Here is a 25,439-nt window from a genome sequence, read left to right as displayed (position 1 = left end):
CCCCTTTCCCTGTGTTTCTTCCCCCGCTTTAAAAAATTTTTTTGGTTTTTTTTTTTTTTTTTTTTTTTGTGGGGGGGGGGGGCCCCCCCCCCCCCCCCCCCCGACGCGGAACCGCTTCGTGTCCAGCGAGCGCGTTCCCTCGTACTGTCCCCGCTTGAACTCCGCTTCGACCTCCACGTCGATGTACTGTCGGTGCAGATCGTCAACGACATCCTGGATCTGTTCACCCACCAAGGGCCTGGCGCGGCCGCGCCAGGCCCGTAACTCCTCCGTTATCACCGGATTCGCGTTCTCTTTCAGCCGACTCACGAAGTAGCCGTCGTTCTCGTCGATCAACGCAAAGCGACGGTACTTGAAGTACGCCAGATCGAGCAGAACTAGCCGTCCGTGCAGCCACGAACCCGTCTTGAACAGCGTGCTGTCGTGCGTTTTCTCGTCGGTCACGTCGATCCGTTCAATCGTCTCGTCGGTGGCATTGTGGAGCAGGTGGAGCTTCGCTCCAGCCTGCTCCTCGTGACGGGCTTGGAACTCCTCAGAGAGGAACTCGTGCAACCGCAACACGGTTCCGTCAGCGATCATCACGTCCCTGAATCGGTCGATATCAGCGTCAACAGCGCCGGGAACAGCGACCTCGTCGAGGCCGTGCTCGACGAGGTCGCGGAGGTACTCCGCGAGTGTCGGCGTCAACCGGTGATAGAAACCGCCTGGTGAGATCGTCTCATCAGCGGTCGAGTTGTAGCTCCGTCTGAACCCAGCGAGTGTTCGGCTCTCGCCTGCGGCGAAGCCGAACACGAGCGCCCACACGAGGACTGGAACCTGAAGCTTCCCTTCACGCTCGACCACGCCGAGTTCCTCGGCGTGCTCTTCGAGGAACTCGGAGGGAAACAATGTAGTGAGCCGACGCATGATTCTCGATGAGGAGGCTTTGGTGTGCACAGCCGTCGCCTCCTCATTCCTCTCGAAAAGAAGCCTCGATAAGCCGCCGCTGTCTCGTGGTTCTCCTCTTAGCTAAAGACGGATGCCCAACTACGTATCGGACGTTCTGCTAGTCCAACGATCTGGGAACACCCGATACCCCTATACACCCATAGTCGTAAGACAGAGCTAACTGACAGCGTACCCGTCTCGGAGTCGAGACGACCTGGAGAATGCGATATTCGAATGACTGAGGAATTCATCGACCCAAACCGGCTCTCGCTCATCCCATCACGGTCGAACGCGACTCAGACAGCCACCAATATGGTGCAGGATCCCTCGACGGATGACGACGATCCGCCCGTTTCAGCAGTCCTTCAATCGCTCGAAGACAGTAAATGCAGAGCGATACTCACGACATTGACCGAGCCGAAATCCGCAACCACACTCTGCAACGAATGCGAGTTGCCGAGTTCGACAGTGTATCGCAAACTTGAGCGACTCCGTGAGGCCGCTCTCGTCAAAGAGTACACTGAAGTCCGCCGTGACGGACCGAACGCCACGTTGTACGAACGGGATTTCGCGGATATCTCGATCAGCATCGACGACGACGAATTCACCGTCTCCGTCGAACGACCAGACGAGGATGCCGAGGACCGTATGGCGACGTTCTGGTCCGAGATGAAGAAAGAATCATGACGGACAGTATTATCATCCTGCTCGGCATCGTCAAAATCGCTGCATTAGTCCTCGGGGGTATCGTCTCCCTGTTAGCGTATCGAGCCTATCAACGAACGCAGATCGAGGGACTCCAGTACTTCGCAGTGGGTCTCATGGTCATCACCATCGGGACGTTTCTGGTCGGGATCCTCCACCACATCTTCGGCATTCCGAGCGTCCAGGGAATGCTCTTTGAGAGCCTCATCGCTTGTGGCGGTTTCCTCGTCATGATATACGGACTCTACGGTCAGTAGCCGCGGCTACTCGATCGGTTGGAACCACTCAGAGACTATTCCATCCAGCCCACCCACGCCGTCTGTTTCATTCAGAGTGGCCTGTTCAGTTGTCTAGTTACGAAATCGTTTCCAGAGAGTAACCGAACTTCGCGGTTGTCCCACGTTGTGGGAGACCTCCATCGTTCCATATGAGGCACACACGGAGAGTGTGACAATGAACGAGTCGAATACACCAGTCCGTCAGCCAACCTCAACGCCACAGCCCACGCGAATACGAAGCGGTGTCGGTGACCAATGAAACGGAATTTGCCGTCTCGATACGCGGACGCGCTCGTCTCGCGGAGCAAACTCATCATCGTCCTGTTGCTCGTCCTCACGGCGATCGTCGGCGCTGGCGCGGTGGTCGGCACCAGTGAAGACGGTGCGATCGGTCAGGCAGGCATCGACTCCGAGGAACAGGTAGCACTCGAGGAGATCGAATCGACGTACGGAACGGACGATGCGGTGGTCACACAGATCGTCGTCAAAGACGAAGGTGGAGACGTCCTCACCCGCGAGTCGTTACTGCAGAGCCTCCGACTCCAGCAGGAGATACGGGAAACCGAAGCCATCAATACGACGCTCCGAGCGGAGTCGGGGCTCCGCGGTCTCGAGAACATCGTGGCGACTGCGGCCTACTTCGAAGCCCGAACGGCTGGGAGCGGGACAAACGACACAGCCTCCACCGGTCGGAACGGGCAGCCACCAGCGCCGACACTCGACCAACAGATCGAGGCGCTCGAATCACGCTCAGACGAGGAGGTTGATGCACTACTCACTCGACTACTCAATTCGGATTCGACCGCCCCTGACCGTGACCCGACCACATTCCTGCCGTCGGACTACGAACCCGGCGCAACGAGCGCCGACGCGAGACTGACACTCGTCTTCCAATCCGACAACAGTGGCGGCGCTAGCGGAACGCCCCAGGAGGCGTCCGATGCGCAAGTGGCTATCGCCTCCCTGGTCGACGAGCGCTTCGACGACGCCGACGCGTTCGTCTTCGGACAGGGCATCATCGACGAGGCGTCCTCGCAGGCCATCGGCGACAGCTTCCTCATCATCACCCCCGTCGCTCTCGTCCTCCTGCTCGTCGTCCTCGGTATCGCGTACCGCGACGTGGTCGACGTGCTCGTCAGCCTGTTCGGGATCGGCATAGTGATGGTGTGGCTCCAGGGTATCCAGGGCTGGCTCGGAATCCCGTCCAGTTCGATACTCATCGCCGTCCCGTTCCTGCTCGTCGGGCTGAGTATCGACTACTCGCTCCACGTCGTCATGCGCTATCGCGAGGCGCGAACGGGGGAGCTCGACGCCGATTCCCAGTCCGATGGCCGACGTGACCCGACCACTGCGATGCGGGTGGGGGTCGCCGGTGTCGTCGTTGCGCTGGCCGCTGCCGCGTTCTCGACCGGCATTGGCTTCTTCTCGAACTACGTCAGCCCGCTCGGGTCGATACAGGACTTCGCGCTCCTGAGCGCGGTCGGCATCGTCGCGATGTTCGTCGTCTTCGTGGCACTCGTCCCGGCCGTCAAACTCGAAGTTGAACGACTCCTCGCTCGACTCGGGCGTGACCGCCAGCAGTCAGCGTTCGGGGTCGGCTCAGGGCCGATTCGCCGTGTGCTCTCGGGTACTGCGACTCTCTCTCGACGCGCACCGATCGCTATTCTCGTCGTCTCACTGTTGTTGGCTTCGGCAGGTGCTTACGGTGCGACGGGCCTGGATACGGAGTTCAATCAGGCGGATTTCCTGCCGGAGGATGCCCCAGAGTGGATGGAGTCGCTTCCGGAACCGTTCGCCCCCGCTGAGTACGACGTCCGAGAGGATCTCTCGTACCTGAGCGACAACTTCCGTCAACGCGGGCAGGGTTCGGAGGCCCAGATACTGATACGCGGGAACGTGACCGCGCCGGCAGTGCTCACTGCAACCGACAATACGTCTCAGTATTCGAGTCGAAATGGAACGATCGCCATGCAGTCGGACGGCACGGCCGCTGTCGAGAGTCCGGCGACTGTCCTCCGGTCTGTCGCCGCCGGGAATCAGACGGTCGCCGCCGCGATTGACGCGCGAGACTCGGATGGTGATGGCCTCCCGGACGAGGACGTCGCGTCTGTCTACGACCTCGTGTACGGCGCCGCTCCCGACCGGGCGTCGACAGTCCTCTATCGTACCGAGAACGGGTCGTATGCGACAGCCAGGTCACTCGTCGGTGTGCAGACCGACGCGGCCGCCCAATCGATCGCCACCGACGTGCGGCAGGTCGCCACAGGCATCGAGGGGAACGCACCGGTGACAGCCGTTGCGACGGGTGGGCCGATCATCACTGCTGTCGTCCAGAGCGCCCTGTTCGAGACGCTCGTCGAAGGATTCGCCGTAACGCTGGGTGTCATCCTGGCGTTTCTCCTTGGCCTGTACTGGTGGCGGTACCGCGCGCCAGGGCTCGCGGTCGTGGTGCTCGTCCCCGTCCTCCTCGCGCTTGCGTGGTTGCTCGGCACGATGGCACTGCTCGACATCCCGTTCAACAGCGAGACTGTCGTCATCACGAGTTTGGCGATCGGGCTCGGCGTCGACTACAGCATCCACCTCGGTGAACGATTCGTCGACGAGCGTGAGCGCCGAGCGTCGCTCGACGAGTCGCTGGTGGCGGCAGTCACAGGGACTGGCGGTGCGTTGCTGGGGAGTGCAGCGACGACGGCTGCGGGCTTTGGCGTCCTCGCACTCGCGCTCTCCCCGCCGCTCCACCGCTTCGGCCTCGTGACTGGGTTGAGTATCGTCTTCGCGTTCGTGAGCTGTGTCACCGTGTTACCGTCTCTCCTCGTAGTCCGAGAACGATACCTCAGCTGAAAATAGCCGCAATAGAGTCACAATGGAACCGGTGATTCATTCGCTATGTACCGCCTGACGGCGTCCTCGTGTCTCCAGACCACAAATCGGTTCAGGTACAGCCGAGTGAGCTCTGGTGACCCAAGCGACGACGACCTGCGCACGTACAATAGGTTGTTCTACGCCGAAAATCGGCGGAGGCGTACACATGGACCCACGAAACACACCTGGTTATCGGATGCACCGCACGCTCAGCAATCTCATTGATATCGACGTCGATGAATTGGATCCCGCCAATCGGGAGCGAATCGACGCAGCGATGAGAATCCTGGAGCAAGTGAATCTCCTTACTTGACCAGCCGCCACGGGGGACGTTGGCGGCCACGTAGTATCCTGATACACGACCCTCGAGGAGCGGTTCTTCCTGGTTCGTCTCAGGATATGTTTGTTATCCCCTGAAGGAGGTGAGGAGCAGGGGAACGTCCCCAGGTACAACTCATGCCAACACTCCAAGCAGCGACGATGTCGACGTCGTTCCGAACATCGACCTCCGGTACGTGATCGCGTTCAGGATCCGTCATCGTTATCACCGCCAGAATACGGCAGTACTCTGAAGGGCCGCATCATGTCGTGGTCCTCGTGTTCGAGCATGTGACAGTGCCACATGTACCAGCCGGTCTGGTCGTTGAATAGGCCCTCAAACCCGCCGAAGTGAACGATCACGTGAGTTACCTCCCCCGGATTCGCCGTGACGACGTCGTTCCAGCCCATTTCTTCCGGTGCGGGGGGTTCAAGCGACTCGATATCGATCGTCTCCGCCTCGGGGTCGTACTCACTGTACGGCTGTCGCCCAAGCACCTGGAAGTGCACGAGATGCATATGCATCGGGTGAGACATTCCCGTCAGGTTCGCGAAGCTCCAGATTTCCGTGTCGTTGAGGGTGGGCTCCTCAGTAACCGGATCGTACAGTTTGTGGGGCGATGACTCCGCTTCCGAACCCAAGAGGTGCAAGGGTCGTCCGTACTCGTCGGAACTCATGGTCATCGGGAGGTACCGTTCCTCGTCGACCGAGTCGACGGGGATTTCTGGCACTTCCGCCAACGTACTCGGAACCTGGCTCGGATCGTCGACGTCATCGGCGGCGACATCGACAAGCATCACGTCCGGTAGCGGCTGTTGTTCTCCGGTATTAATGTCCGGGCCACGGTAAGGTGCCGCGGCGTCGTTGTGCACCAGGAGCGTCTGTCCGGCGTAGTCCGAGAAATCAACGACGACATCGGCACGTTTGCCCGTACCGATCTCCAGACGGTCCTCGATCGTGACCGGTGAGGCCAGCAGACCACCATCGTTTCCGACGAGGGTGAACGGCGGCCCGCCCGCTCCGGTCGTTCCGTCCGACTCGTTGTACTCGAACAGCTTGAGGTTGTAGAACCGACAGTTCGACCCATTGAGGATCCGAAATCGGTACTTCCTCGGGTCGACTGAAAGCCGAGGCCAAGCCTTCCCATTGACGACGGACGTGTCACCGAAGAACTGCGAGACGATGCTCGGGTTGGGGTTCGGCGAGTCGCTGTCCGTCCCGGAGCGGGCGGTCGGGTAGAACAACGATCCGTCGTCGTTGAAGCTGCGGTCCTGGAGCACCAGTGGGATCTCGTACTCGCCCGACGGTAGACCAAGTGACTCCTCTCGGTCGTTCCGGAGGAGATAGAGTCCGGCAAGACCGGCGTAGACGTTCAACCGAGTAATTCCGAGCGAGTGGTCGTGATACCAGAGCGTGGCCGGGGGCTGGTCGTTTACGTAGTAGTAGTCTTTTTTCTTGAACTTCGGGCCGGTTTGCTCGAAGTCCCGCGTGAACCACGCTGTCGGCTTGCCGTCGCTCGTGTGCTCGACGTTCCCGCCGTGAAGGTGGGTCACGACCCGTACTCCGGTACTGTCGTAGGGAATCTTGCTACTGTGAATCGTCTCATCCACCGGCAGGAGATGTTCGTTCGGTAACTTGTTCATCCAGCGCACATAGACTGGTTCGCCCTGCTGTGCTTCGATCGTCGGCCCCGGGTATTGGCCGTCGTACCCCCAGACAGTCGTCGGTGGAAGGTTAGGATGAATCTTCTGCTCAATCTCGCGCATTTCAACCTCGTAATAGGGGTTCCCGTCCTTCTCCCCAACTGGTTCCAGGACACCTGGCCGAGGGACTTCGGCAAGCCACTTTTCAATCTCAGGCGACGAATGCTCGCCTGAGAGTGACTGCGACGGAGTCTCAGTTCTTCCAGTCGGGGCTACACACCCTGCGAGACTCAGCGCGCCAGTACTGCCCGTCGCCGCAATGAATTCACGCCGCGATAGGCCGGTCCCGGGCGCTCCAAGATGGTCCCTCATGTATAGAACTTCGTGCGCAGTGACAGTCAGTCGACGGCGGAATCCCGACCGGTGGGAATCCGCCAAAGTGGTCTATCAGTGGCGTTCCAATGGTCGGGTATGGAACGTCGACAGGTCCTGAAAGCAGGTGGAGTCGCCGCAACCGCAGGTCTCACCGGGCTCGCTGGCTGTAGCAGCTCGAACCCCGACGAAAGCGGTGAGACGGATACTCCATCGAACGGAGACACAACGACAATTCTGATGGTCACGGAGGGAAGCGACTATTACTTCGACCCGATCGGGCTCTTCGTCGAATCCGGCGAAACGATCACGTTCGAGATCGATAGCGGCAGCCACTCTGCGACAGCATACAAGAAGGGGAATGGACAGGCGTCAGTCACGCGCATCCCGGACGGTGCCGAGGCGTTCGACAGTGGGATACTCAGCGAACAAGGTGCTACCTTCGAACACACTTTCGAGACAGCAGGTACGCACGACTACTACTGTACCCCCCACAAGAGCCTCGACATGGTCGGCCGCATCGTGGTTGGAGAGCCCGGAGGCCCCGCTGAGGGGAGTATGCCGCCGGACGGAGACGTCCCTGAGAGTCAAACGATCGTCGACCAGGGAGCGGTTTCGTACAGCGACTTTTCTGGGTGACGCTCCACCCGCAGCTGTTAGCTGGTCGGTTCGTAACCTTAGTATCCCAATCAGAGACAACTATATTTCCGACACCGCGAATCTTAGTTTGTGCTCAATAAACCAGATTGCCGGATTCCCATATGTTGGGATTCCGCCCGGTATTCTTGGGAGTGTCGACTCACAGCTACGCTAGAGACACCCACTCAGATTGATCGAGAGACGATATCTGGAATCTGGTACTCATGCCCAACACGACACTCAACATCGAAGACAACCATACAAGTGAACAGCAATCAACCTCCGAGTCCCAGTCGAGAGTATCATGTCCGGAGTGTGATGGTCGGGTCGTTCACGATGATGAGCACGGGGAGACAACTTGTAAGGAGTGTGGCTTGATTCTCGACGAAGCAGCTATTGACCGCGGTCCGGAATGGCGGGCATTTCATAGTGAAGAACGAGACGAGAAAAGTCGCGTTGGGGCTCCAACAACGCAACTCATGCACGACAAGGGACTCAGTACGACGATCGGTTGGCAAAATAAGGATGCGTCTGGACAGTCGATTTCGGAGCGTAAGCGTGCCCGAGTGCAACGACTTCGAACGTGGGATGAGCGGTTCCGAACGAAGGATGCACACGAACGGAACCTCAAACAAGCACTCGGCGAAATCAGTCGGATGGCATCCGCCCTCGGTGTCTCAAGACCAGTTCGTGAAACCGCTGGGGCCCTTTACCGCCGGGCTGTCGACGAAAACCTCCTTCCAGGCCGATCCATCGAAGGAATGTCGACAGCCGCTCTGTACGCAGCAGCCAGACAACACGGAACGCCACGTCCTTTGTCTGAATTCGCTGAGGTCAGCCGAGTCGAAAAAATCCGCATTCAGCGTGCATATCGGTATGTATCTCGTGAACTCGAGTTGCAGATTGAACCAGCAGATCCTCTCCAATACATCCCTCAATTCGCGTCGGCGCTCGAGGTGAGCGATGAGGCGACACGACAGGCCCGTGAACTACTCACTACCGCAAAGGCGCAGGCTGTTCACAGCGGAAAGAGCCCTGCGGGTCTTGCAGCGGCCGCGCTCTACGCGGCGACTCACTTAACGAATGAACAGTTGACACAGGAGACGGTGAGTAACGCTGCTCACGTGAGTATGGTAACCATTCGGAATCGCTATCAAGAACTGCTCGAAGTCTACGCAGAGAACGGTGACTATGCGTGAAGAGCGATCCAGCGGAGCCATGCGAGAGGGTTCGGACGCCTCCAGTTCAGCGAGGGACGTGATGAGTGAACTCACTCGCGAAACCGAACGGGAGATCCTTGAAATACTCATCGCGGAATCGCCACTGGGTGTCATGGAGATCGCTAAAACTGCTGAGCGCCATCCGATAACGGTGGATCAAACCTGTGCTCGTCTACACGAGAAGGGATATATCCATTCACGCGGCCGAGGACGCTATGAGGTCACTGAGAATGGAGTCAGACAGATTTGAGATGGATGCGATTGATACTCTCGAGGAGCCGATTTCTGTTCCAGACTACGTCCACTCTCCATTGTTTGAGTTGTAATCGGATGCCATATCCCCAATACCGTCCAAAATTAGAGTATGGTGAGCGATCCCGCGTCATCTGAGGACTCTCCATCGTTGCAGAATGTCCTTGATGCGCTGGACGACGCCAACTGTCGAGCTATCCTCCGTGAAACAGCTGAACCCATGACCGCGAACGAACTCATCGACGCCTGTGACATACCCAAATCGACGTTGTACCGGAAACTAGAACTCCTTAGTCGAGCCTCCCTCGTCCGCGAACAGGACACAATCAATCCTGGTGGGGGTCGAACTACGCGATACGAACGAGACTTCGACAATGTGACCATCTCTATGGACGACGAAGACGACTTGTCGGTAGCCGTGAAACGCCCACCACGGAGCCCCGACGAACGCCTCGAAGATATTTGGTCGAAGATGGGGGATGAGTTATGATGTGGACAGGACCGGCCATTGTCGTCGTGAAGACGGTGATCCTGCTGTTGGGGAGCGGTATCACGTATATCGCGTACAAGGCATATCGACGAACAGGCACGCACTCACTGCGAGCGCTCGGAATCGGGTTCGGTGTTATCACGTTCGGCGCGCTGCTCGCAGGAATTGCACATCAAATCCTCTCCGTCTCACTTGAATTGGGAATTCTAATCAATAGCGTCCTTGTTGCGATTGGATTGGCAATCATCATGTACTCACTTTATCTCGAGCGCAGGTAGGACAATACGTACCGAAGCAAAAAAGAGATCACTGTTCTCAATCATTCACCGAACTGAATCGGTCGATACAGCATAACGACATACGGATTCAGTGGCAGCTAGCCGCTTGGCAACGGAACTGCACTAAACGGCTGGAGAATGATAGATACTCACGACGAAACCTGTTATCGAAGTCCATTGCCTGCCGCGTCTCCTGAGTGGACAATAGCGATACGCAGTGAGAACATTGAGAGCAAGTCTCGACCATTAAGAGGCTGGCATCAATCCTGACGCCGGTGAGGAGATCGACAACCATTGGTTTTCCCCTAGAGCAGGTGGGTCTCCTCACTCGACCAGCTGCCACGGGGGACGCCGGCGGCCACGTAGAATCCTACCTTCACGACCAATCGAGCAGCGCTTTGTCCAGCTTCACCATAGAGGAAGAGTTTGTAACCCCTGAAGGGGGTGAGGGGCAGAAGAACCCCCCAGGTACAACTCATGGCAACACTCCAAGCAGCGACGACGTCGACCGGTGCCATCGTGACGGATTCACAGGCAGTCCGTTAGCTCTGTGAGAGCTATTGTTTCGGGACCCTCAACTGGGAGGTGACCGAAGACGGCGAACTCACCATCTGGGGGTACGCCAGCTTCGAGGTGTACGAAGCCCGTGAAGACAGCCCCGCAACTACGAAGGCGAGTGCGTAAGCTTGAAACTCAGCCTGACCAATTCTAGAGAAAGTACGGTACTGTGGGTGTGCAACTGCGTTGGCACGCAGTTTCTGTCAGCCCGTCTGTACGCTGATTGTGAATCTGATAACGCTGACCGTTGCCTCGGCGGTATCTCACTCACGCCCCACTACCGTACACAGCGCTATTCGATGTAGTATCGGCAAGCGAATTTCGAACGACAACATCCATGAGAACAGCTCTATCCAACCCACTCACAGACATCCAGCAATCACAGACAGTCCTCATCATCTTTGCGAGTACGCTCGTGAGTGTGATGGGCGTCTCCCTCATCAGCCCAGCACTGCCGACGATTCAAGCAGCATGGAACATCTCGGCGAGTCAAGCGAGTCTCCTCATCTCGGCATTTACCTTGCCCGGTATCGTTCTCACACCGTTCATCGGTCTCATCGCCGACCGCGTTGGTCGCAAACGTGTGCTCGTCCCTTCGCTATTCTTGTTTGGCGTGAGTGGCATTGCAGTCGTGTTTGTCGACGGATTCACAACGCTTCTCGGTCTCCGCGTCGTGCAGGGAACCGCTGGCAGTGCCATCATGAGTCTCACCGTGACGCTGCTCGGTGACCTGTTCTCGGGGGAACAGCAGAGTCGTCTCATTGGACTGAACGCGGCAATCCTCGCCATCGGCGCGGCTGGCTACCCCTTACTGGGCGGTGGCCTTGCGCTGCTCTCGTGGGCCGCGCCGTTCGTCTGCTTCGCACTCGGTATTGTCGTCGCCGTTGCCGGCTCTGTGATTCTCCCTGAACCCGAGAGTAGCATGGATTCGTCCGGACTCTCGTACGTCGCTAACGCAGCGCAATCGGTACCAACACGGACGGCTCTCGGGTTGTACGTCGCTATTTTCGGCATTTTCTTTGTTCTCTATGGCGCACAGCTCACGGTCGTCCCGTTCATTCTCGACGAATCCTACGGCCTTTCTTCTGGGATGATCGGGCTGTTGCTCGGACTCCCAGCGGTGACGATGGGGGTGACGTCCTCACAGTCGTCCCGTCTCATGCGCCATCTCTCACCCCCGCGGCTCATCACACTCGGTTTTGCGACCTACGGTATCGGGATGACGCTCGCTGCACTCGCCCACTCGATCACCGTCCTTGCCGGCGCACTGTTCCTGTTCGGTATCGGACAGGGATTCGCGGAACCGATCACCGATACAGCACTGAATACACTCGCGCCCGATGCGTTCCGCGGCGGAATCATGAGTATCCGAACGAGCGTGCTTCAGTTCGGAACGACCCTCGGCCCGCCAGTGTTCGTTGCTGTTGCCTCAATTGTGGGCTACACCGATACGCTCCTCATCGCCGGTCTCGCTGCCCTCGCTCTCGGCATCTCTGCGTTCGGCCTTCTCACGCTTTCAGAAACTGGGCAATCAACTCAACGTCGCACATTCACAAATGAGTGATTGATCTGTTCCATGAGCTTGTCTCTATCCCGAGTACGGTTGCCCCGCACCCACGAAAAGAGGGTGTAGATGGCTTCGTTCAGCGAGTGTTCTAGGCCCATATCTGCCCCTCGGAACGTAGGCCAATAGACCGAAGGCCGGTATCACAACAGATCTCGATACGTGCGTGTACTTGCTTGGGAGGTCTTCTAAACGCTTTCCGCACATTCGAGAGGAGCGAATCATCCACCGTCCCGTTCCAGAACCCAGTAACCGCAGTACGTTTGTTACCCCCTGAGGAGTGCGGGGGTAGGAAAGCGCCCTCGAGTACAACCTATGGCACCACTCCAAGCAGCGACGACGTCGACCGGCACGATTGTATCGGACGCACAAGCAGTCCGTCAGCTCTGTGAGAGCTATTGCTTCGGGACCCTCAACTGGGAGGTAGACGAGGAGGGCGAACTCATCATCTGGGGCTACGATAGCTTCGAGGTGTACGAAGCGCGTGAGAACGGTCTCCCCGATTATGACGGTGGGATCGTGACCCACGAGTTCCTCCGGCAGCTCGCGGAGTACATCGATGGCGACCAGGAACTCGACATCCAGACGGCCGGGTATACGAAGTGTCGATTTCCGGTCCTCGCCAAGCGGTACGTCATCCGCAATGGTGAGGTCCTTCACGCCGATCTGACCGGACTCGACCCGATCGGCGAATAACTGGTGATCATCCCTTGGCAGGTGAAGAGGAGTCGTTTATCGGGGGCTGACGGACTGAGCCCCACGTGGGGCTTCGTGATACCATGTCCGAGCAATCTACTGACGACTCGTTCGAGGACTGTGAGCTAGGCCCCGAGGCAATCCTCGGTACGCAGACGTTCGAAGACGTCCTGTTCACCGAGGAGACAGAGACCCCGGTGAATGTTCTTACTGGCGAGACGCCCGAGCATTCGCAAGCGAGCGTCGACGAAGCTCGGGCCTTTGCCGCCGGGATCGACACCGATACGCCGCAGATCGCGCTGCAAGCATCGGTCGAATCGCAGATCGAAACCGCGAGCAAACCGTACACGGCAGCCGCGTTCTTCCACTTCAAAGCGACTGGAACACTCGCACTCCACCGCGCCTACCACGCAGCGTACGAATCGGCGGCGTTCGCGGTCGATTTCGACGCCGACTACGAAACCGGTGACCTGACGATCACCGTCGAGGAGATCACTGGGTCGGAACGAGACGACGCCTAGCGAGCGCGTATTCCGGCGGTGTTTATCGAGCGCCGGCGATGGGTGCCGGCGCACCAAGCAGTGATGCGGAGCGGAGTCGCGTGCGTCGGCAGACCGAGGTGACAACCGATGCACATGGTCATTTACACGCTAGTTGAGGCATCGACACGAGATGATGCGCTCGCCACCGGAAAGACGGTGTTCGATCGACTCGTCGGCGCCGTGCCACACGCAGGTGCTGTCTTCGATTACTACGTGTGCTTTGACGAGGAGGACACGACGGTCGCTGGAACGGCCCGTTGGGGTGATCTCCCGGTTGCAGCTTCTGTGGAATCCGATGAGGGCGAGGAGCTGCTCGAACGCGGCTGGGAAGCCACGAAAGAGGAGTTTCAGCGGAATCTCGACCGGGTGAAGGAGGCACTCGACGAACACAGCGACGAGGAGATCATGCGCGATGCGGACCTCGCCCGGCACGCATTCCACCAGGTCGGTGCGTACGACGGGCCTTCGGTCTGCCTGTATGACGAACATGGCAGCGGCATCCGGCATCGAGGCCAGTTGGAGCGAATTCTCGACGAGAGTGACGATCTCTGGATTGTGCCGGCGGACATCCACTTCTGAGGGAACAAACCGGCCAGCTGCTCCGTGGTGCAGTGACCGCAGAGCATTTTTTTCGCCCCCTGAGGGGTGCGGGGGTGCTCGAACGAGCACACCTCGAATAGAACGATGAGTGGAACTATCGACTCACAATCAGTCGAACAGACACGCCCGAGAAGTGACCGTGACGTCGTCTACGTCGGCTATCGACAGCGAGGCCGCGCCATCGTGGAGAAACAGCCCGGTCAGGAACGGCTCACTCCAAATCGGAGTCTCGAGTTGGCGAGTCACAGTCCCTCTGGCTTCGAATGGGGATACGGGGGCAGTGGCCCGGCACAACTCGCGCTCGCGCTCCTGCTCGATTACTCCGACGACGAGGAGGTTGCGCTAGCGCAATACACGGAGTTCAAAAACCAGGTCGTAAGCCAGTTGGATTGCACTGGTCCCGGCGGGCGCTGGCGACTCACCGGCAGTGACATCGACGCAGTCCTTCGCGAGACATCCGACGAAGCGGCCGCACCGTCTATCTGAGCACCAATCACTGAGAGTAACATATGTCGGAACACAACCAGCCGTCTCGTGCGGATGTCGAATCGATAGAGAACAGTGAGCGGCCGTCACCAACGGAATACGTCGAACGCAGCGACGTCGGTGTCTCGCTGACCGTGAAGCTCAAGCGCGGAACCGGGACACGAGATGAAGACCAGATCAAAGCCAAGGTGAAAGCGAAAACGCTCGAAGACGCCCGAGAGGACATGGAGATCCTTCGAGCGTACGTTTACAAACTCGCCGAGGACGCCCGCCAAATCCAACCCGAGGAAGAAGACGAGTAAGCAGTCTAGCGGGTCTCACAAAACGATTTGGCAGGCCACAAATTTCGACTCGTTTTGACTGAACTATCTGTTCAATGTGTGTGCGAACTTATTGACTGAGTGTGGGTGCTCGGCGGAATCATCTCGATATTTTGAATTGGCCGCTTGCTGTTTCCCCGATATGATGACAGACGAACTCGGATCCTTGCTCGAATGGTTCGACCTGAAGGACGAACTTCGGACGGGATGGGAACTCCGGAATGTCGACTCGCCTGAATCGGTCGCAGCCCACACGTGGGGGACAGCGGCGCTTTGTCTGCTCTATGCCGACCAAGAAGATGTTGACCGCCAGAAAGCAGTGACGATGGCCCTCATTCACGACCTCGGCGAAGCTCGCACGGGCGATATTGCAACCCGTGCGGAGGACGGACGCCAGACCATTCCCACGTCCGAGAAAGAGACGGCTGAACGGAGCGCGGTAACCGATCTCGTCGGGCCCTTCAACGATTCCGAACTGCTGTCGCTCTGGGAAGAGTACGAAGCCCGTGACACCCCGACGGCACAGTTCGTCAAAGACATGGATCTTGTTGATAATTGTCTCCAGGCGCTCAAGTATGAGCGCCAAAATAGGTACGATGAAGCCGAAACAACTGACCACTTCACCGAGTTCGAGAATCTAGACGAGTTCTTTGCTACCGCCGCGCCACGCTTCCAGACAGAATTCGGCCAGGACCTGTTTAAGCAAATCAAATCGGAATACGAAAGCGAAATCGGACGACCTTGCCAACTATGAATTAGTCTTTGTCACTTACAGGTTCCTCGGTCAGTGTACACCCTGTACTTATCGGTGTAACAGTATCGATAGAAGGGGAATGCGAACGGTTGGATGATACCCTCACTACCGGTAAGAGGTGTAGCGGATCAACGAATAGCGTACCCCCAGTAGGCGAATGCTTTTATGCCAAAACGCCAGAATTGACAGTAGTGTCACAGACGGCGCGTCCGCCCGCAAATTCCCGGTGGAAGTGGCTCGGTCCAACGAAGAATATCGAGAGTGCCAGCTACGAATCCACACCAAGAGATTACCCCGTAGACGGCCTCTACGGCTCTGACGACGGCACTCTCGTCCGCGCGGCCTCATTCGATATGACGTTCCGCGAGATGGTGGACGGCGCACTCAAAACCTACCCCCGCGAACAACAAGTCCGCCATAACCGCTCGGTCACGTTAGAGGACCTCGTCACTGAAGTGCCCGTCACGTACCTCCGGTTCTACGACGAGTACGACCACGATCAGGGCCACCCGAAACCCTGGGGTGCCGTCTTCCGCGCGCACGTCCTCCGATGCGTCAAAGGCTGGAAGAACGCGACCGCGCTCCATCGCTACCTGAAACAGCAGCCGTTTCTCTGCACGCAGTTGGGCTTCAAAGACATTCCCGACCAGTCCACACTCTACCGCGCGTGGGACGACCGTCTCGAAGATGTCCACGACGCAGTACGAGACGCCGCCGAGGTCGTCGTGGACATCGCCCGCTACCACGACATCCCCGCGCCCGAACCCGAGTTCCTCCCCGATCAGCCAACCGATACGGTGACGAACTCAAAGAGCAAGGACACGCTCGCCCGTGAGAAAGCCCGTGAGGTCTGGAAGGGCGCGAAGCCCATCGTCGAGGACGCCTTCCATCTGGACCGCAGCGACAACGCCTCGATTCCCGAGGGCGCGTTCTGGGAGCAACAGTCCTACCTCGGAATGCGAACGGATATGCACCCGAACGACGGCGCACAGTCCTTCGCTGCGGACTCCACCCGCAGAAAGACGCCATCAGGCGACTCCCACCGGTTGCAGACGAAGACGCTCGGCGTTGAGCGCATCCGGACGATGCTCCGGGAGACTGGCCGGACGCTTGTGGCGCGAGCGAAATCGAAGGACAAGATGGGGCGCAAGCAGATGACGGCCATCGACTTCACGAAGGGCAACCCGTGGAGCGGCCACGTGGAACGCGATAGTAGTGGACAGAATCAGGAGCCGTGGATTCTCGGCTACAAGGGCGATGACGGGCCGTTCTTCCAGTGGGCAGTCATCAAACTCGTCGGCCACGACGTCCCGCTGATCCTTGATGCCGTCCCGGTTGTTCGTGGTCGAAAGCGAGCGGATATCGTAGACGATCTCCTCGAAGGCGCAACCGACATCGTCCCTGGACTCGATTTGGTGATGATGGACCGCGAGTTCGCCCCGGACGGCGTCAAAGACGTCTGCGAGACGCACGACGTCCACTACCTCAACCCCGGTGTCGTCCGGTCCAGCAGCGACCACGAACACCAGATCGCTAAGCTTGCCAGTGAAGACAAAGACTTCGATGTCATCAAGCAGGAGCGATTGGACGACGGTCCGACGCGGAAGGCGGTTTACCTCCCGAAGCGCGAGTGGGAACGCGAGGACGAAGACAACGACGGGACGGATGTGACGATCCGACAGGAACTCATCGAGGACTTCAAGGACGTCGGCAACACGACGCCGCTCTCGGAGGACCGCGACGGCGACTCGCCGCTGAGCAACCTTCTCAATGAGGTCGCCGAAGAGGAGGAGATCGACGAGCCAGCGCGGGTCGAAGCGCCGACCCTGCCCTTTGAGACGAATCTCCCGTGGGTGGATGTCGATCCCGCCGACCAGCAGGAGATGAAACACCAGATTGGGCGACTGATGGCCCGATACAAGCGGCGTTGGGGTATCGAGAACGGCTTCAAGAAACTGAAGACGTTCCTCGCAGAGACGCAGTCGCCCGACCACCGGTTCCGGTACTTCAACTTCGCGTTCGCCTGCGTGCTGTACAACTGCTGGCGACTTGTGGACATCCTCGTGCAGTTGGAACTGTACGGCGAGATCGGCGATCAGCCGGCAGTGTCCTCGAACTCGTTCCTGACGTTCGCCAAGAAAAGCTACGGCCTCGACCCGCCCGACTAACTCTCTCATTCCTCTGGGCTTGCTCGGTCGTGAGCGGCAGCGCTGTCCTAAACGCCGATTTTCCACTGGATTTGTGAGCGCTATCCGACAGGTTCCTCAGAAGCGCGTTCCGAGATTTGCTCGGCTATTTCTTTCAAACATATATCAGTGAAGCCTATGCATCATGGACCTATCTTCGCAACATCAGGCCCGATCAGTAGTTGAGGCCGGCCTTCTCAATGTACAGAGACAATATCGGTTTGAGTTAATTACATCACATCACGTCTTCCTCCCATCATCACTGTCTCACTCAAGGAGGGGAACAGCATCGGTCCACAGTCGTTGGAAGTACTGCTCAAACTCGGAGACTACTTGCGAATCTTTGATCCCGATCACACCGATCCTGTCTTCACCAGATACTGGATGTAGCACATCGATCGTTGTCTCCACATTGTCCACGATATCAAACGAAAGCGCAATCTCAGGAGTCGTTCTGACAGTTATGTCTGCGGGCTGGTTTTCAATTAGATGTGGGAATCGGTCGGGGAGTACGGTAACTGCTTTTTCACTGAAGAGGAGGTCGACAGACAAATCCGTATTAGCACCCTCGAAAAAGCCTTCCACTTCAGATTGGAGTGTCTCCCACGTCGCATCCTCGTAGGGAGGCCCGACGGCTGCCTTGACAACGCTCTCCGCGGTTCGCATATGCTGCTGGAGTGCTGTACTCATTTCGTCACTCCCGAGCGATCCAAGCCAGAAACTACTCTCTGTTGGTGGTGTCGGCAAAAGGTTCGAACGAACTGTTTCTGCTTTCTCGCGGTAACGATCCCACTCTTGTTTCAGTTCATACGCTCGTTCAGCCAGAAGCCTATCGACGACGGTTTCTGGCTGTACGGCGACGTACTGATTTGGATCGCTTGACTGTCTCCAGATCAGCTTGCGAGCTTCAAGACCGTTTAGCACGTCGTAGATACGGCCTTTTGGAACCCCACTAGTATCAGAGAGTTCAGCTGCCGTCACTGCTCCTGTTACGAGAAGGGTTCGATAGGCCTTCTCCTCGTAACTTGAGAGTCCAAGCTCACCCAATTCCGTCATGCTTTGTCATTGTGCCTCCAAACAAATTGTAAGTGCTGTTTTGTTTCAGTAGTCGTATATCGGGGGCTTCGAGACCTAACGATATGCATCCGTACGTACTGCTCGCTGGTGCAATACTCTCCGAATTATTCGGGACGACTGCCCTCAAATTCTCCGATGGATTTTCACAACCGGTTCCCAGTATTGGGGTTGTCCTCGGATATGGGGCAGCGTTCTATCTACTATCCCTGACGTTAGAGGAATTACCGATGGGTGTCGTCTATGGGACATGGGCAGCATTGGGTATTGTCGGTGTGGCAGGTATCGGGGCCGTTGTTTTTGATGAACCAGTTGATCTGGCAGGCCTTCTCGGAATTGGCCTCATTATCAGTGGCGTCTACTTCGTCAACGTGGTGTCACAGATGTCTGCCCACTAAGATGGTGGGCACCGGGCCTGTGTAGAAACAACCGAAAAGTGGCACTGTGTTCCAACATCTTGTTCGTCCGCTCTTGAGTAGTTGTTCTCCAACGATGTCAAACAGGTATGATGTGATCATCGCTGGGGCAGGTCCAGCGGGGGCGCAGTGTGGACGAGATCTAGCTGACCGTGGGTACGATGTTGTCGTCCTAGAAACCGAAGCAGAAGATGAATTCCCAGCTCAAAGTAACAAATCTACCGGCGGAACGTTTGCGTCAATGATGACCTCCTTCGGCATCCCGGACGATGTCGTTATGCACGCAACTGAATCAGTAGTTCTTGAATCTCCAAATGAACACTTTATCCAGGACCAGCCGGGCTTTGTCTTGGACTTTGAGGCGTTCAAGAAGTTCCTTGTCGAGGATGGTCGTCACAAGGGTGCTGAGTATCGGTTTGATGCTCGTGTTCGTGACCCGATCGTCGAAGATGGTGATCTCGTTGGTGTCCGTTATAACCGTGACCAGGAGGTCTTTGGCGAAATCGTTATTGATGCTACGGGTCCGGCTGCGCCACTGGCTAAAGATCTGGGGATAGCCAATCTTGAGCGGGAGAACCACGCGATTGGTATTGAATACTTATTCGAAGGCGTCGATCTCAATCATCCCGAGTTTGCTGATCTCACTGACGCGATGATGTTGCGGTTGGACCACGAGTACGCCCCTGGAGGTTATTCGTGGATCTTCCATACGGGTGACGACACAGCAAAAGTCGGTATCTGTTACATCCAGAATGAACGCTATCAAGAAAACGCCATTCACGATCGCACCGTCGACGGGTATCTCGAACATTGGCTTGATACTGACCCACGGTTCGAGAACGCTAGACAAATCGCAGAGAGTCCAGTTCGGGGATCAGCACATGTACAGCCCCCCGGATCGATGAGTACTGATTCGTTTATGGCGATCGGTGATACTGTCCCATCGGTTGATCCTGTCTGGGGAGAGGGAATCTACAAGTGTATGAAATCAGCTCGAGCAGCTGCAATGACAGCCGACCGCTGTCTGACGAGGACGAAAAACACCTCTGCTGAGGAGATGGGAGTCTACGACGACCTATGGAACGAGCAAGTTGCCCCCAGACAAGACCGTCGATTGATGATGACGAGGTTGCTATACCTTGCACCAAACGAACGGTACGACCGACTCATGCAAGATCTGAACAAGCTCTCTCGAGATACCCTTTCAGATATTAACGATGGGAGCAAGCAGGAAATTGTAAAACTGTTGTATCCCAGTGATCTATCCTACCTCTGGAAATACTGGCGAGAAACACAATTTGGGAGCGTCTCTTACTCCAGCTAACCACAACACTTCCGCTGATGAATCCAACTTCTATCCGATCTTGATCAACTGGTCTTGGACGTTTTGCTATCCGTACCTACATGGCTATGACCCCCGAGTCGCGTCGAACAGTCTTTCGCCAAATCGCTCATTGTTCCTATATCGATTGGCCAACGTATGGGTCTAGCCCGCTGTTCGATCGTTCGTCGCTTCCCGCACTGGAGTCGGATGTCCGCGTGGTCGCAAAAACGTGGTTCCAACAAGTCGAACACGAGGGCGTTGAACCATTCGTCCACACATTACCGCTTGCATACGTCCAGTTCGATGCCCACGACCGATATGCAGGCTCGACGAGCTACGAGATTGAGACTCTGTTTCGCCTATTCCTGTTAAAAGAACTCTACGACTGGGACCACGAAACCGCGCTCGTCGAATACCTCACCAAGCATCCCGATCTCTGTGATCAACTTGGCCTGGAGTCGGTCCCCGATCAGTCAACCCTATGGCGTAGCTGGCATCACCGGTTCACGGCCGAACTCCAAGACACCGTCGAGACGGCAGCGCGAACAATCCTCATCAAAGCCCAAAATGCGGGTGTCTCTGTTCCACGAGAACCAGAACGGCAGAGCCGCAGACACTATGATGAGAATGAAGAATCGGACCCCGATGATCAGACCGTATTAGAGCAGGCCGAGACCGTTACTGAGCAAGTGAGTCGCGTTGCCTTCCCAGCGTTCTCACTGGACCGTGGCGAGGGTTGTGAGATCCACGAAAATGCCTACTGGGACCTCCAAACCTACCTAGGGCTTCGAGAAAACCTCGCCGTCAATGAGGGGGCTCGCAGTTTCATTCACGAGTCCAATCGGGAGCGGACACCGCTTGGCCACGCCCATCGCGAGCATCTCCGCGACCTCTCAATTGAGCAGATACGCGAGATGTACCGCCAAGCCGTGAGTCGCCTCTTGGATCGAGTCGCAGAGACGGAGGCGTTCTACCGGGCTGGCATCGTTGCCATCGATATCACTGAATCAGACCCCTTTACTGGTGACCGAGATGGCCACGAAGATGAGATTATCGGCACGAAAGAGAACACCGACGAGTACGCCTACCAGTGGGCCACGATCCAGATGGTCGGGAATGCCGTCCCAATCGTCTTAGATGCGCGCCCAGTCCGGAAAGGGGACACACGCAAGGAGATCGTCGAGGACCTCTTGGATTCGGCAGAGGCAGCTGTTCATGTCGATAACGTACTGATGGACCGTGAGTTCGACAGCCAGCATATCCTGGAGATGCTGAGTCAACGTGGGCTCTCCTACGTCGTTCCGAAGCGGATGCAGACCAGCGAGAAGGCCCAAGCCAAGCGCCTTCTCAAGCGCGACAAGGATCGGTATGAGACCGACCGGAAGCTACATCTCGGCGACAACGAGTGGCACTCGACGACGCTAATCTACCGACGGAAAGAGAACTCCGCGCACACTGATCATCGGCAGTACTCGGTGTTCATGACAAATCGGAAGAGTGGCCTTCTCCCGGAGTATGGCTACCGGTGGGAGATTGAGAGTGGCTACAAGTCGATCAAACGGTTCATGGGCGCGACGACCTCGAAGAATTTTAGCCTCCGATTCTTCTACTTCGCGTTCGCCTGTCTCCTGTACTCGATCTGGCGAGCGGTCGATCTATTGGTACAGGTACAGTTGACCGGTGAATACGAGCATTCACCGATTGTAACAGCCGACAATACGCTAACGCTGGTGAAGAAGGAAACCGGAATCGGATAGTAACGAGACTCTCTCCGCAATAGCGGGGCGTCTGAGTGGCTACGCTGTCGAAAGTCGCCGAAATTCGCATTTATGGTTGGAATTTCAACAGAACCGCCCGTCTGGAGAGTAATCTGAGTCGGCTTCCGATCACTGAATCGGCTGAAACGACGCATCACAGGCCCGCTATACCCGCTGTAGTCTCAACTTCCACGGCAGAAAAATAGTATAGCGATATATGATATATAAAAATGCGATTTGCTGGATTTCTCGGAGTAAGGGCCTTCAAACGCTGAATTGGAGGAAATAGAGCAAATTTCTAGCTGGACGTGATTACTCTGATAATCACGACCAGTTTTTAGTACCCCGCCGCCGTCCGGTAAGCACGAATGCTGCAATCGGCTCAGAACGGCGCTTCCCCCAGGGTAGAGCCGCCGAGACCGGGCTGCGAGTTTTCTGTAGTTCCACTCCGCGACGTCGAAGAACTAGCGGAATACCGCAGTTCGATATAGGACGAATGACCTCAATCTATATGGAGGTCGGGCGTGAACGGTAACGTATGACCGAAGACGAATCGAATTCCAAGGGTCTGATGGAGCGCCAGACCACGGGCGAAGACCGCGTGCGGATGGCCGCCCGACAGCTGTCGGAGCCGCGGACGGCCAACTGGATCGCCTCCGAAGCGGGCTGGTCACACGAGCCGACCAAGCGCGTCCTCGAACGACTCGTCGACGACGGGATCCTCCACCGTGACGAGAGTGGTACGCACACGACGTACTACCCTGATTACCGCCGCCAGGCGATGCAGGAGGCGATGCGGCTTCGCGACAGCGGGCACACTGTCGAGGAACTCACGGACCGTGTCGCCGATATGAAGGCGCAGATCCGCGACTGGGAGGACGAATTCGACGTCGAGTCACCGAACCAGCTTCGCGGAACGCTCGCCGAGGAGGGTCTCGACGCCGACGAAGAAGACCGTCGCCGTGAGATCGCCCGCGAGTGGGAACACCTCCAGCGGCGCATCGACATCGTCGGCTTCGCCATCCGCGAATGGGACTTTCTCACTCCAACGAACGAGCCTGCCGAGGCCAGTAGCTGACGGATGTCGGTCCCGCATCCCGGTGGTGACCCGAACGCAAACTTCTACGCCCAGCTGAAGCGGGATGTCCTCGACCGTTTGCCACAGATCACGACGGTCGAGTTCGTTCCTGATGATATCGAGGCCAAACAGCTGCGGGCACGGTTCGATCCAGCCCGTCTCAATCCTTCGACAGGGCCTGAGTCGCCGGAGCTGTCCATCAAGTGGTACCGACAGGAGCCACATGATTGGTTCCGTATCAACTACACCGACCCGAACACGGGATTTCACGCGGGGTGGCACCAGGACGAGGACCATCCCGATCTCGGACGAACGCATTTCCAGTATTCAGCTGGCGATGCGGAGGATCGCTGGGGAATCACGTTTGAACACGAGACCCCGTCGCTGATCCTCTGGGAGATCGTCGAAGCGCTTCTCGAGGATGTCCGTCCGAAGTATCAGTACGCGAACGAGGACTCATGACAGCACGAGAACGCGCTGATCGGTCGCTTGCGAGCTCCTTCGAACGGTATCTCCAAGACAAGGGGAAGGGTCGCGGTGGCGACGGCGGGAACTATCGACGGAACGCAGCGCGTGAGCTTGAGCGGTTCGCCGAGTGGGCCGCCGGCGACCGCGGTCGCGATGACTGGACGGGAGTCGTTCCCGATGGCGTCGACCGAGAGCCGGCGTTCGAGGACCTCGACGAACGAATATTTCGAGAGTACGCTCGTCACCTCGCCGGAGATCGGGGACTCAAGCAGAACACGGTACAAACCTATTATCGCTATATCTCTGCGTGGTGCGGCTGGTGCGTCAACGAGGGGTATCTCGAAGCGCACTACGCCCAACGGGCAAGTGCGATGGCGCCGCTGCCCGAGGACGACGGTCGTAAGCCCGGCGACCAGCAGGCCTGGACGTCCGAACAGCGTCACGAACTCACCCGTCACGTCGACGAGCAGGCTCGCAACGCCATCGAGACGTACACGACACTCCCGGCGGATACTGCCCCCCTCGACAAGCAGAGAGCGCGCTACGAAGCTCTGAAGGCGGCACGCGACCGGGCGCTCGTGTTCGTACTCGCGTACACCGCCGTCCGTGTTGGGGAACTCCTCCGGGACCCGAACGACCCACGCCGGCGCGGTGTCCGCTGGGAGGACCTCTCCCTCGACGACGGGAGTATGGACGTCTACCGGAAGAAACAGCAGTGGGACGCCGCGAGTCTCCCCGACCCGGTGATCTCGCCACTGCGGAGCTACCGCCAGCTGATGGATCCACCGACGGAGCGCTGGCCGGTGTTTCCGACGTTTGACCAACGGACGCTCGCAGGGCTCGTCCAGGATGAACTCGCCGACCGAGGGGAACGCCCGGAAGCAATTACTGAACGCCGTGAGGAGTACGCTCGCGACCTACTGCTGGCACTTGCTGAGGATATTCGACCGCCGTCAATCACGACAGACGGCGCACGGTCGATTCTCCAGCGACTCTCAGAGGCCGCAGAGATCGACATTGACCATCCGAAACACGACTATCTCGCGCCCCACGGTGGCCGGCGTGGGATGGGTGAGGTCCTCGTCAGAGCCTTTGGATACACCGTGGCGGCCCGATATCTCGACAATTCAGAGGAGATGGTTCGAGAGCGGTACTCCCACATCGAGGCCGGCGAGCTCGGTGATGTGGCGACAGAAGCACTCAACGAAGTCGACTCTCTGAACCGTACGTGAGCGAGGAGACGAGACGAATTTAGATGAGTGTCTGAGTTCCCGATTAAGGAGGAATCCAACTCGTGTGGTCGCGGAGCGTTGTATCGGGACTCTCCATCGTCGCACCACACTTCGGACAGTAATCTTCGATCGCATCCTCGTCATAGAGATAGTGGTCGCACTCGGGAGGACTGGCTTGGAAATACACGTCGTCCCAGTCGATATCGGGCTCTCGACCATAGAGACAGAAGGTACTGTGTCCTGAACGGCCTCGATGGTTCGTCACTAACCGGACGCGACAGTACATACACTCACGGAGTTCGATTAATGGCTGGTCAGAATGGGGGCGTGTTTAGACGCTAGTAAGAGCGGCTAAATGTCTAACTTACTAGGAAGTGAAGCGGGAAGACGGGTTTGTGT

General features: G+C 57.5%; 24 protein-coding genes and 1 pseudogene. 22 read left to right on the top strand and 3 right to left on the bottom strand.

The window, feature by feature from the left end:
- Positions 1 to 98: 98 nt before the first annotated feature.
- Positions 99 to 906 (bottom strand): annotated as a pseudogene (locus SM754_RS16600) (IS4 family transposase); the annotation flags it as partial.
- A 255-nt stretch (positions 907 to 1,161) separates the two neighbouring features.
- On the opposite strand from SM754_RS16600, the gene SM754_RS16595 reads away from it, so the two are divergent.
- The 4 genes from SM754_RS16595 to SM754_RS20600 all read left to right on the top strand — a co-directional run bounded on the left by SM754_RS16595 (position 1,162) and on the right by SM754_RS20600 (position 5,085).
- Positions 1,162 to 1,614, top strand: coding sequence for a winged helix-turn-helix domain-containing protein (locus tag SM754_RS16595; protein ID WP_098727617.1), 453 nt, complete (start codon positions 1,162 to 1,164; stop codon positions 1,612 to 1,614).
- Complete coding sequence (locus SM754_RS16590) at positions 1,611 to 1,889, top strand: DUF7521 family protein (protein WP_098727616.1); 279 nt, start codon at positions 1,611 to 1,613, stop codon at positions 1,887 to 1,889. The genes SM754_RS16595 and SM754_RS16590 overlap by 4 nt, the downstream gene beginning before the upstream one ends.
- Before the next feature lie 276 nt (positions 1,890 to 2,165).
- Positions 2,166 to 4,751 carry an efflux RND transporter permease subunit gene (locus tag SM754_RS16585; protein WP_115864527.1) on the top strand — a complete coding sequence of 862 codons (2,586 nt, stop codon included), beginning with the start codon at positions 2,166 to 2,168 and terminating at the stop codon, positions 4,749 to 4,751.
- Positions 4,752 to 4,938: 187 nt separating this feature from the next.
- Positions 4,939 to 5,085 (top strand): DUF8012 family protein, encoded by a 147-nt coding sequence (locus SM754_RS20600; protein ID WP_496358811.1) that lies wholly within the window; start codon positions 4,939 to 4,941, stop codon positions 5,083 to 5,085.
- Positions 5,086 to 5,297: 212 nt separating this feature from the next.
- On the opposite strand, the gene SM754_RS16580 is transcribed toward SM754_RS20600, so the two are convergent.
- Positions 5,298 to 7,106, bottom strand: a complete 1,809-nt coding sequence (locus SM754_RS16580; protein ID WP_115864528.1) for a multicopper oxidase family protein — start codon at positions 7,104 to 7,106, stop codon at positions 5,298 to 5,300.
- Between the two features lie 99 nt (positions 7,107 to 7,205).
- Between SM754_RS16580 and SM754_RS16575 the strand changes: the two genes are divergently transcribed.
- The 12 genes from SM754_RS16575 (at position 7,206) to SM754_RS16515 (ending at position 17,673) form a co-directional block, all read left to right on the top strand.
- Positions 7,206 to 7,745, top strand: a complete 540-nt coding sequence (locus tag SM754_RS16575) for a plastocyanin/azurin family copper-binding protein (RefSeq protein WP_115864529.1) — start codon at positions 7,206 to 7,208, stop codon at positions 7,743 to 7,745.
- A 224-nt stretch (positions 7,746 to 7,969) separates the two neighbouring features.
- Complete coding sequence (locus SM754_RS16570) at positions 7,970 to 8,944, top strand: transcription initiation factor IIB (protein ID WP_135536394.1); 975 nt, start codon at positions 7,970 to 7,972, stop codon at positions 8,942 to 8,944.
- 385 nt (positions 8,945 to 9,329) lie between these two features.
- Positions 9,330 to 9,707, top strand: a complete 378-nt coding sequence (locus tag SM754_RS16565; RefSeq protein WP_135823175.1) for a winged helix-turn-helix domain-containing protein — start codon at positions 9,330 to 9,332, stop codon at positions 9,705 to 9,707.
- Positions 9,704 to 9,985 carry a DUF7521 family protein gene (locus tag SM754_RS16560; protein ID WP_135823174.1) on the top strand — a complete coding sequence of 94 codons (282 nt, stop codon included), beginning with the start codon at positions 9,704 to 9,706 and terminating at the stop codon, positions 9,983 to 9,985. Before SM754_RS16565 ends, SM754_RS16560 begins: the two co-directional genes overlap by 4 nt.
- An 895-nt stretch (positions 9,986 to 10,880) precedes the next feature.
- Positions 10,881 to 12,107 (top strand): MFS transporter, encoded by a 1,227-nt coding sequence (locus SM754_RS16550; protein WP_257300913.1) that lies wholly within the window; start codon positions 10,881 to 10,883, stop codon positions 12,105 to 12,107.
- Positions 12,108 to 12,422: 315 nt separating this feature from the next.
- Complete coding sequence (locus SM754_RS16545) at positions 12,423 to 12,803, top strand: hypothetical protein (protein ID WP_135823172.1); 381 nt, start codon at positions 12,423 to 12,425, stop codon at positions 12,801 to 12,803.
- An 83-nt stretch (positions 12,804 to 12,886) separates the two neighbouring features.
- Positions 12,887 to 13,324, top strand: coding sequence for a DUF8025 family protein (locus SM754_RS16540; protein WP_006186968.1), 438 nt, complete (start codon positions 12,887 to 12,889; stop codon positions 13,322 to 13,324).
- A 108-nt stretch (positions 13,325 to 13,432) separates the two neighbouring features.
- Positions 13,433 to 13,924, top strand: a complete 492-nt coding sequence (locus SM754_RS16535) for a DUF7995 family protein (protein WP_006186967.1) — start codon at positions 13,433 to 13,435, stop codon at positions 13,922 to 13,924.
- A gap of 105 nt (positions 13,925 to 14,029) precedes the next feature.
- Positions 14,030 to 14,431 (top strand): DUF6166 domain-containing protein, encoded by a 402-nt coding sequence (locus SM754_RS16530; protein WP_006186966.1) that lies wholly within the window; start codon positions 14,030 to 14,032, stop codon positions 14,429 to 14,431.
- A gap of 23 nt (positions 14,432 to 14,454) precedes the next feature.
- A complete protein-coding gene (locus tag SM754_RS16525; RefSeq protein WP_012289570.1) occupies positions 14,455 to 14,733 on the top strand; it encodes a DUF7389 domain-containing protein in 279 nt (92 codons plus the stop codon).
- A gap of 160 nt (positions 14,734 to 14,893) precedes the next feature.
- Complete coding sequence (locus SM754_RS16520) at positions 14,894 to 15,505, top strand: HD domain-containing protein (RefSeq protein ID WP_010890466.1); 612 nt, start codon at positions 14,894 to 14,896, stop codon at positions 15,503 to 15,505.
- A gap of 353 nt (positions 15,506 to 15,858) precedes the next feature.
- Entirely contained in the window at positions 15,859 to 17,673 is a 1,815-nt protein-coding gene (locus SM754_RS16515) for an ISNCY-like element ISH7A family transposase (protein WP_010890539.1), read from the top strand.
- Positions 17,674 to 17,958: 285 nt separating this feature from the next.
- Here SM754_RS16515 and SM754_RS16510 read toward each other — a convergent pair whose 3' ends face one another.
- Positions 17,959 to 18,747 (bottom strand): TrmB family transcriptional regulator, encoded by a 789-nt coding sequence (locus tag SM754_RS16510; RefSeq protein WP_122106898.1) that lies wholly within the window; start codon positions 18,745 to 18,747, stop codon positions 17,959 to 17,961.
- An 83-nt stretch (positions 18,748 to 18,830) separates the two neighbouring features.
- Here SM754_RS16510 and SM754_RS16505 point away from each other — a divergent pair, with 83 nt between their 5' ends.
- The 6 genes from SM754_RS16505 to SM754_RS16480 all read left to right on the top strand — a co-directional run bounded on the left by SM754_RS16505 (position 18,831) and on the right by SM754_RS16480 (position 25,040).
- Positions 18,831 to 19,163, top strand: a complete 333-nt coding sequence (locus SM754_RS16505) for a DMT family transporter (protein WP_049987587.1) — start codon at positions 18,831 to 18,833, stop codon at positions 19,161 to 19,163.
- 94 nt (positions 19,164 to 19,257) lie between these two features.
- Positions 19,258 to 20,505 (top strand): digeranylgeranylglycerophospholipid reductase, encoded by a 1,248-nt coding sequence (locus SM754_RS16500; protein ID WP_122106897.1) that lies wholly within the window; start codon positions 19,258 to 19,260, stop codon positions 20,503 to 20,505.
- Positions 20,506 to 20,585: 80 nt separating this feature from the next.
- Positions 20,586 to 22,262, top strand: coding sequence for a transposase (locus SM754_RS16495; protein WP_049987589.1), 1,677 nt, complete (start codon positions 20,586 to 20,588; stop codon positions 22,260 to 22,262).
- A 538-nt stretch (positions 22,263 to 22,800) separates the two neighbouring features.
- Positions 22,801 to 23,340 carry a DUF7342 family protein gene (locus SM754_RS16490; RefSeq protein ID WP_323677300.1) on the top strand — a complete coding sequence of 180 codons (540 nt, stop codon included), beginning with the start codon at positions 22,801 to 22,803 and terminating at the stop codon, positions 23,338 to 23,340.
- A 3-nt stretch (positions 23,341 to 23,343) separates the two neighbouring features.
- Positions 23,344 to 23,802 (top strand): hypothetical protein, encoded by a 459-nt coding sequence (locus SM754_RS16485; protein ID WP_323677299.1) that lies wholly within the window; start codon positions 23,344 to 23,346, stop codon positions 23,800 to 23,802.
- Entirely contained in the window at positions 23,799 to 25,040 is a 1,242-nt protein-coding gene (locus SM754_RS16480; RefSeq protein ID WP_323677298.1) for a site-specific integrase, read from the top strand. Before SM754_RS16485 ends, SM754_RS16480 begins: the two co-directional genes overlap by 4 nt.
- The last annotated feature ends 399 nt before the right edge of the window (positions 25,041 to 25,439 follow it).

Source organism: Halorubellus amylolyticus, from assembly GCF_034808145.1.
In the GTDB taxonomy this organism is placed as follows: domain Archaea; phylum Halobacteriota; class Halobacteria; order Halobacteriales; family Natrialbaceae; genus Halorubellus.
This window is presented reverse-complemented; position numbering and strand designations above follow the sequence as displayed.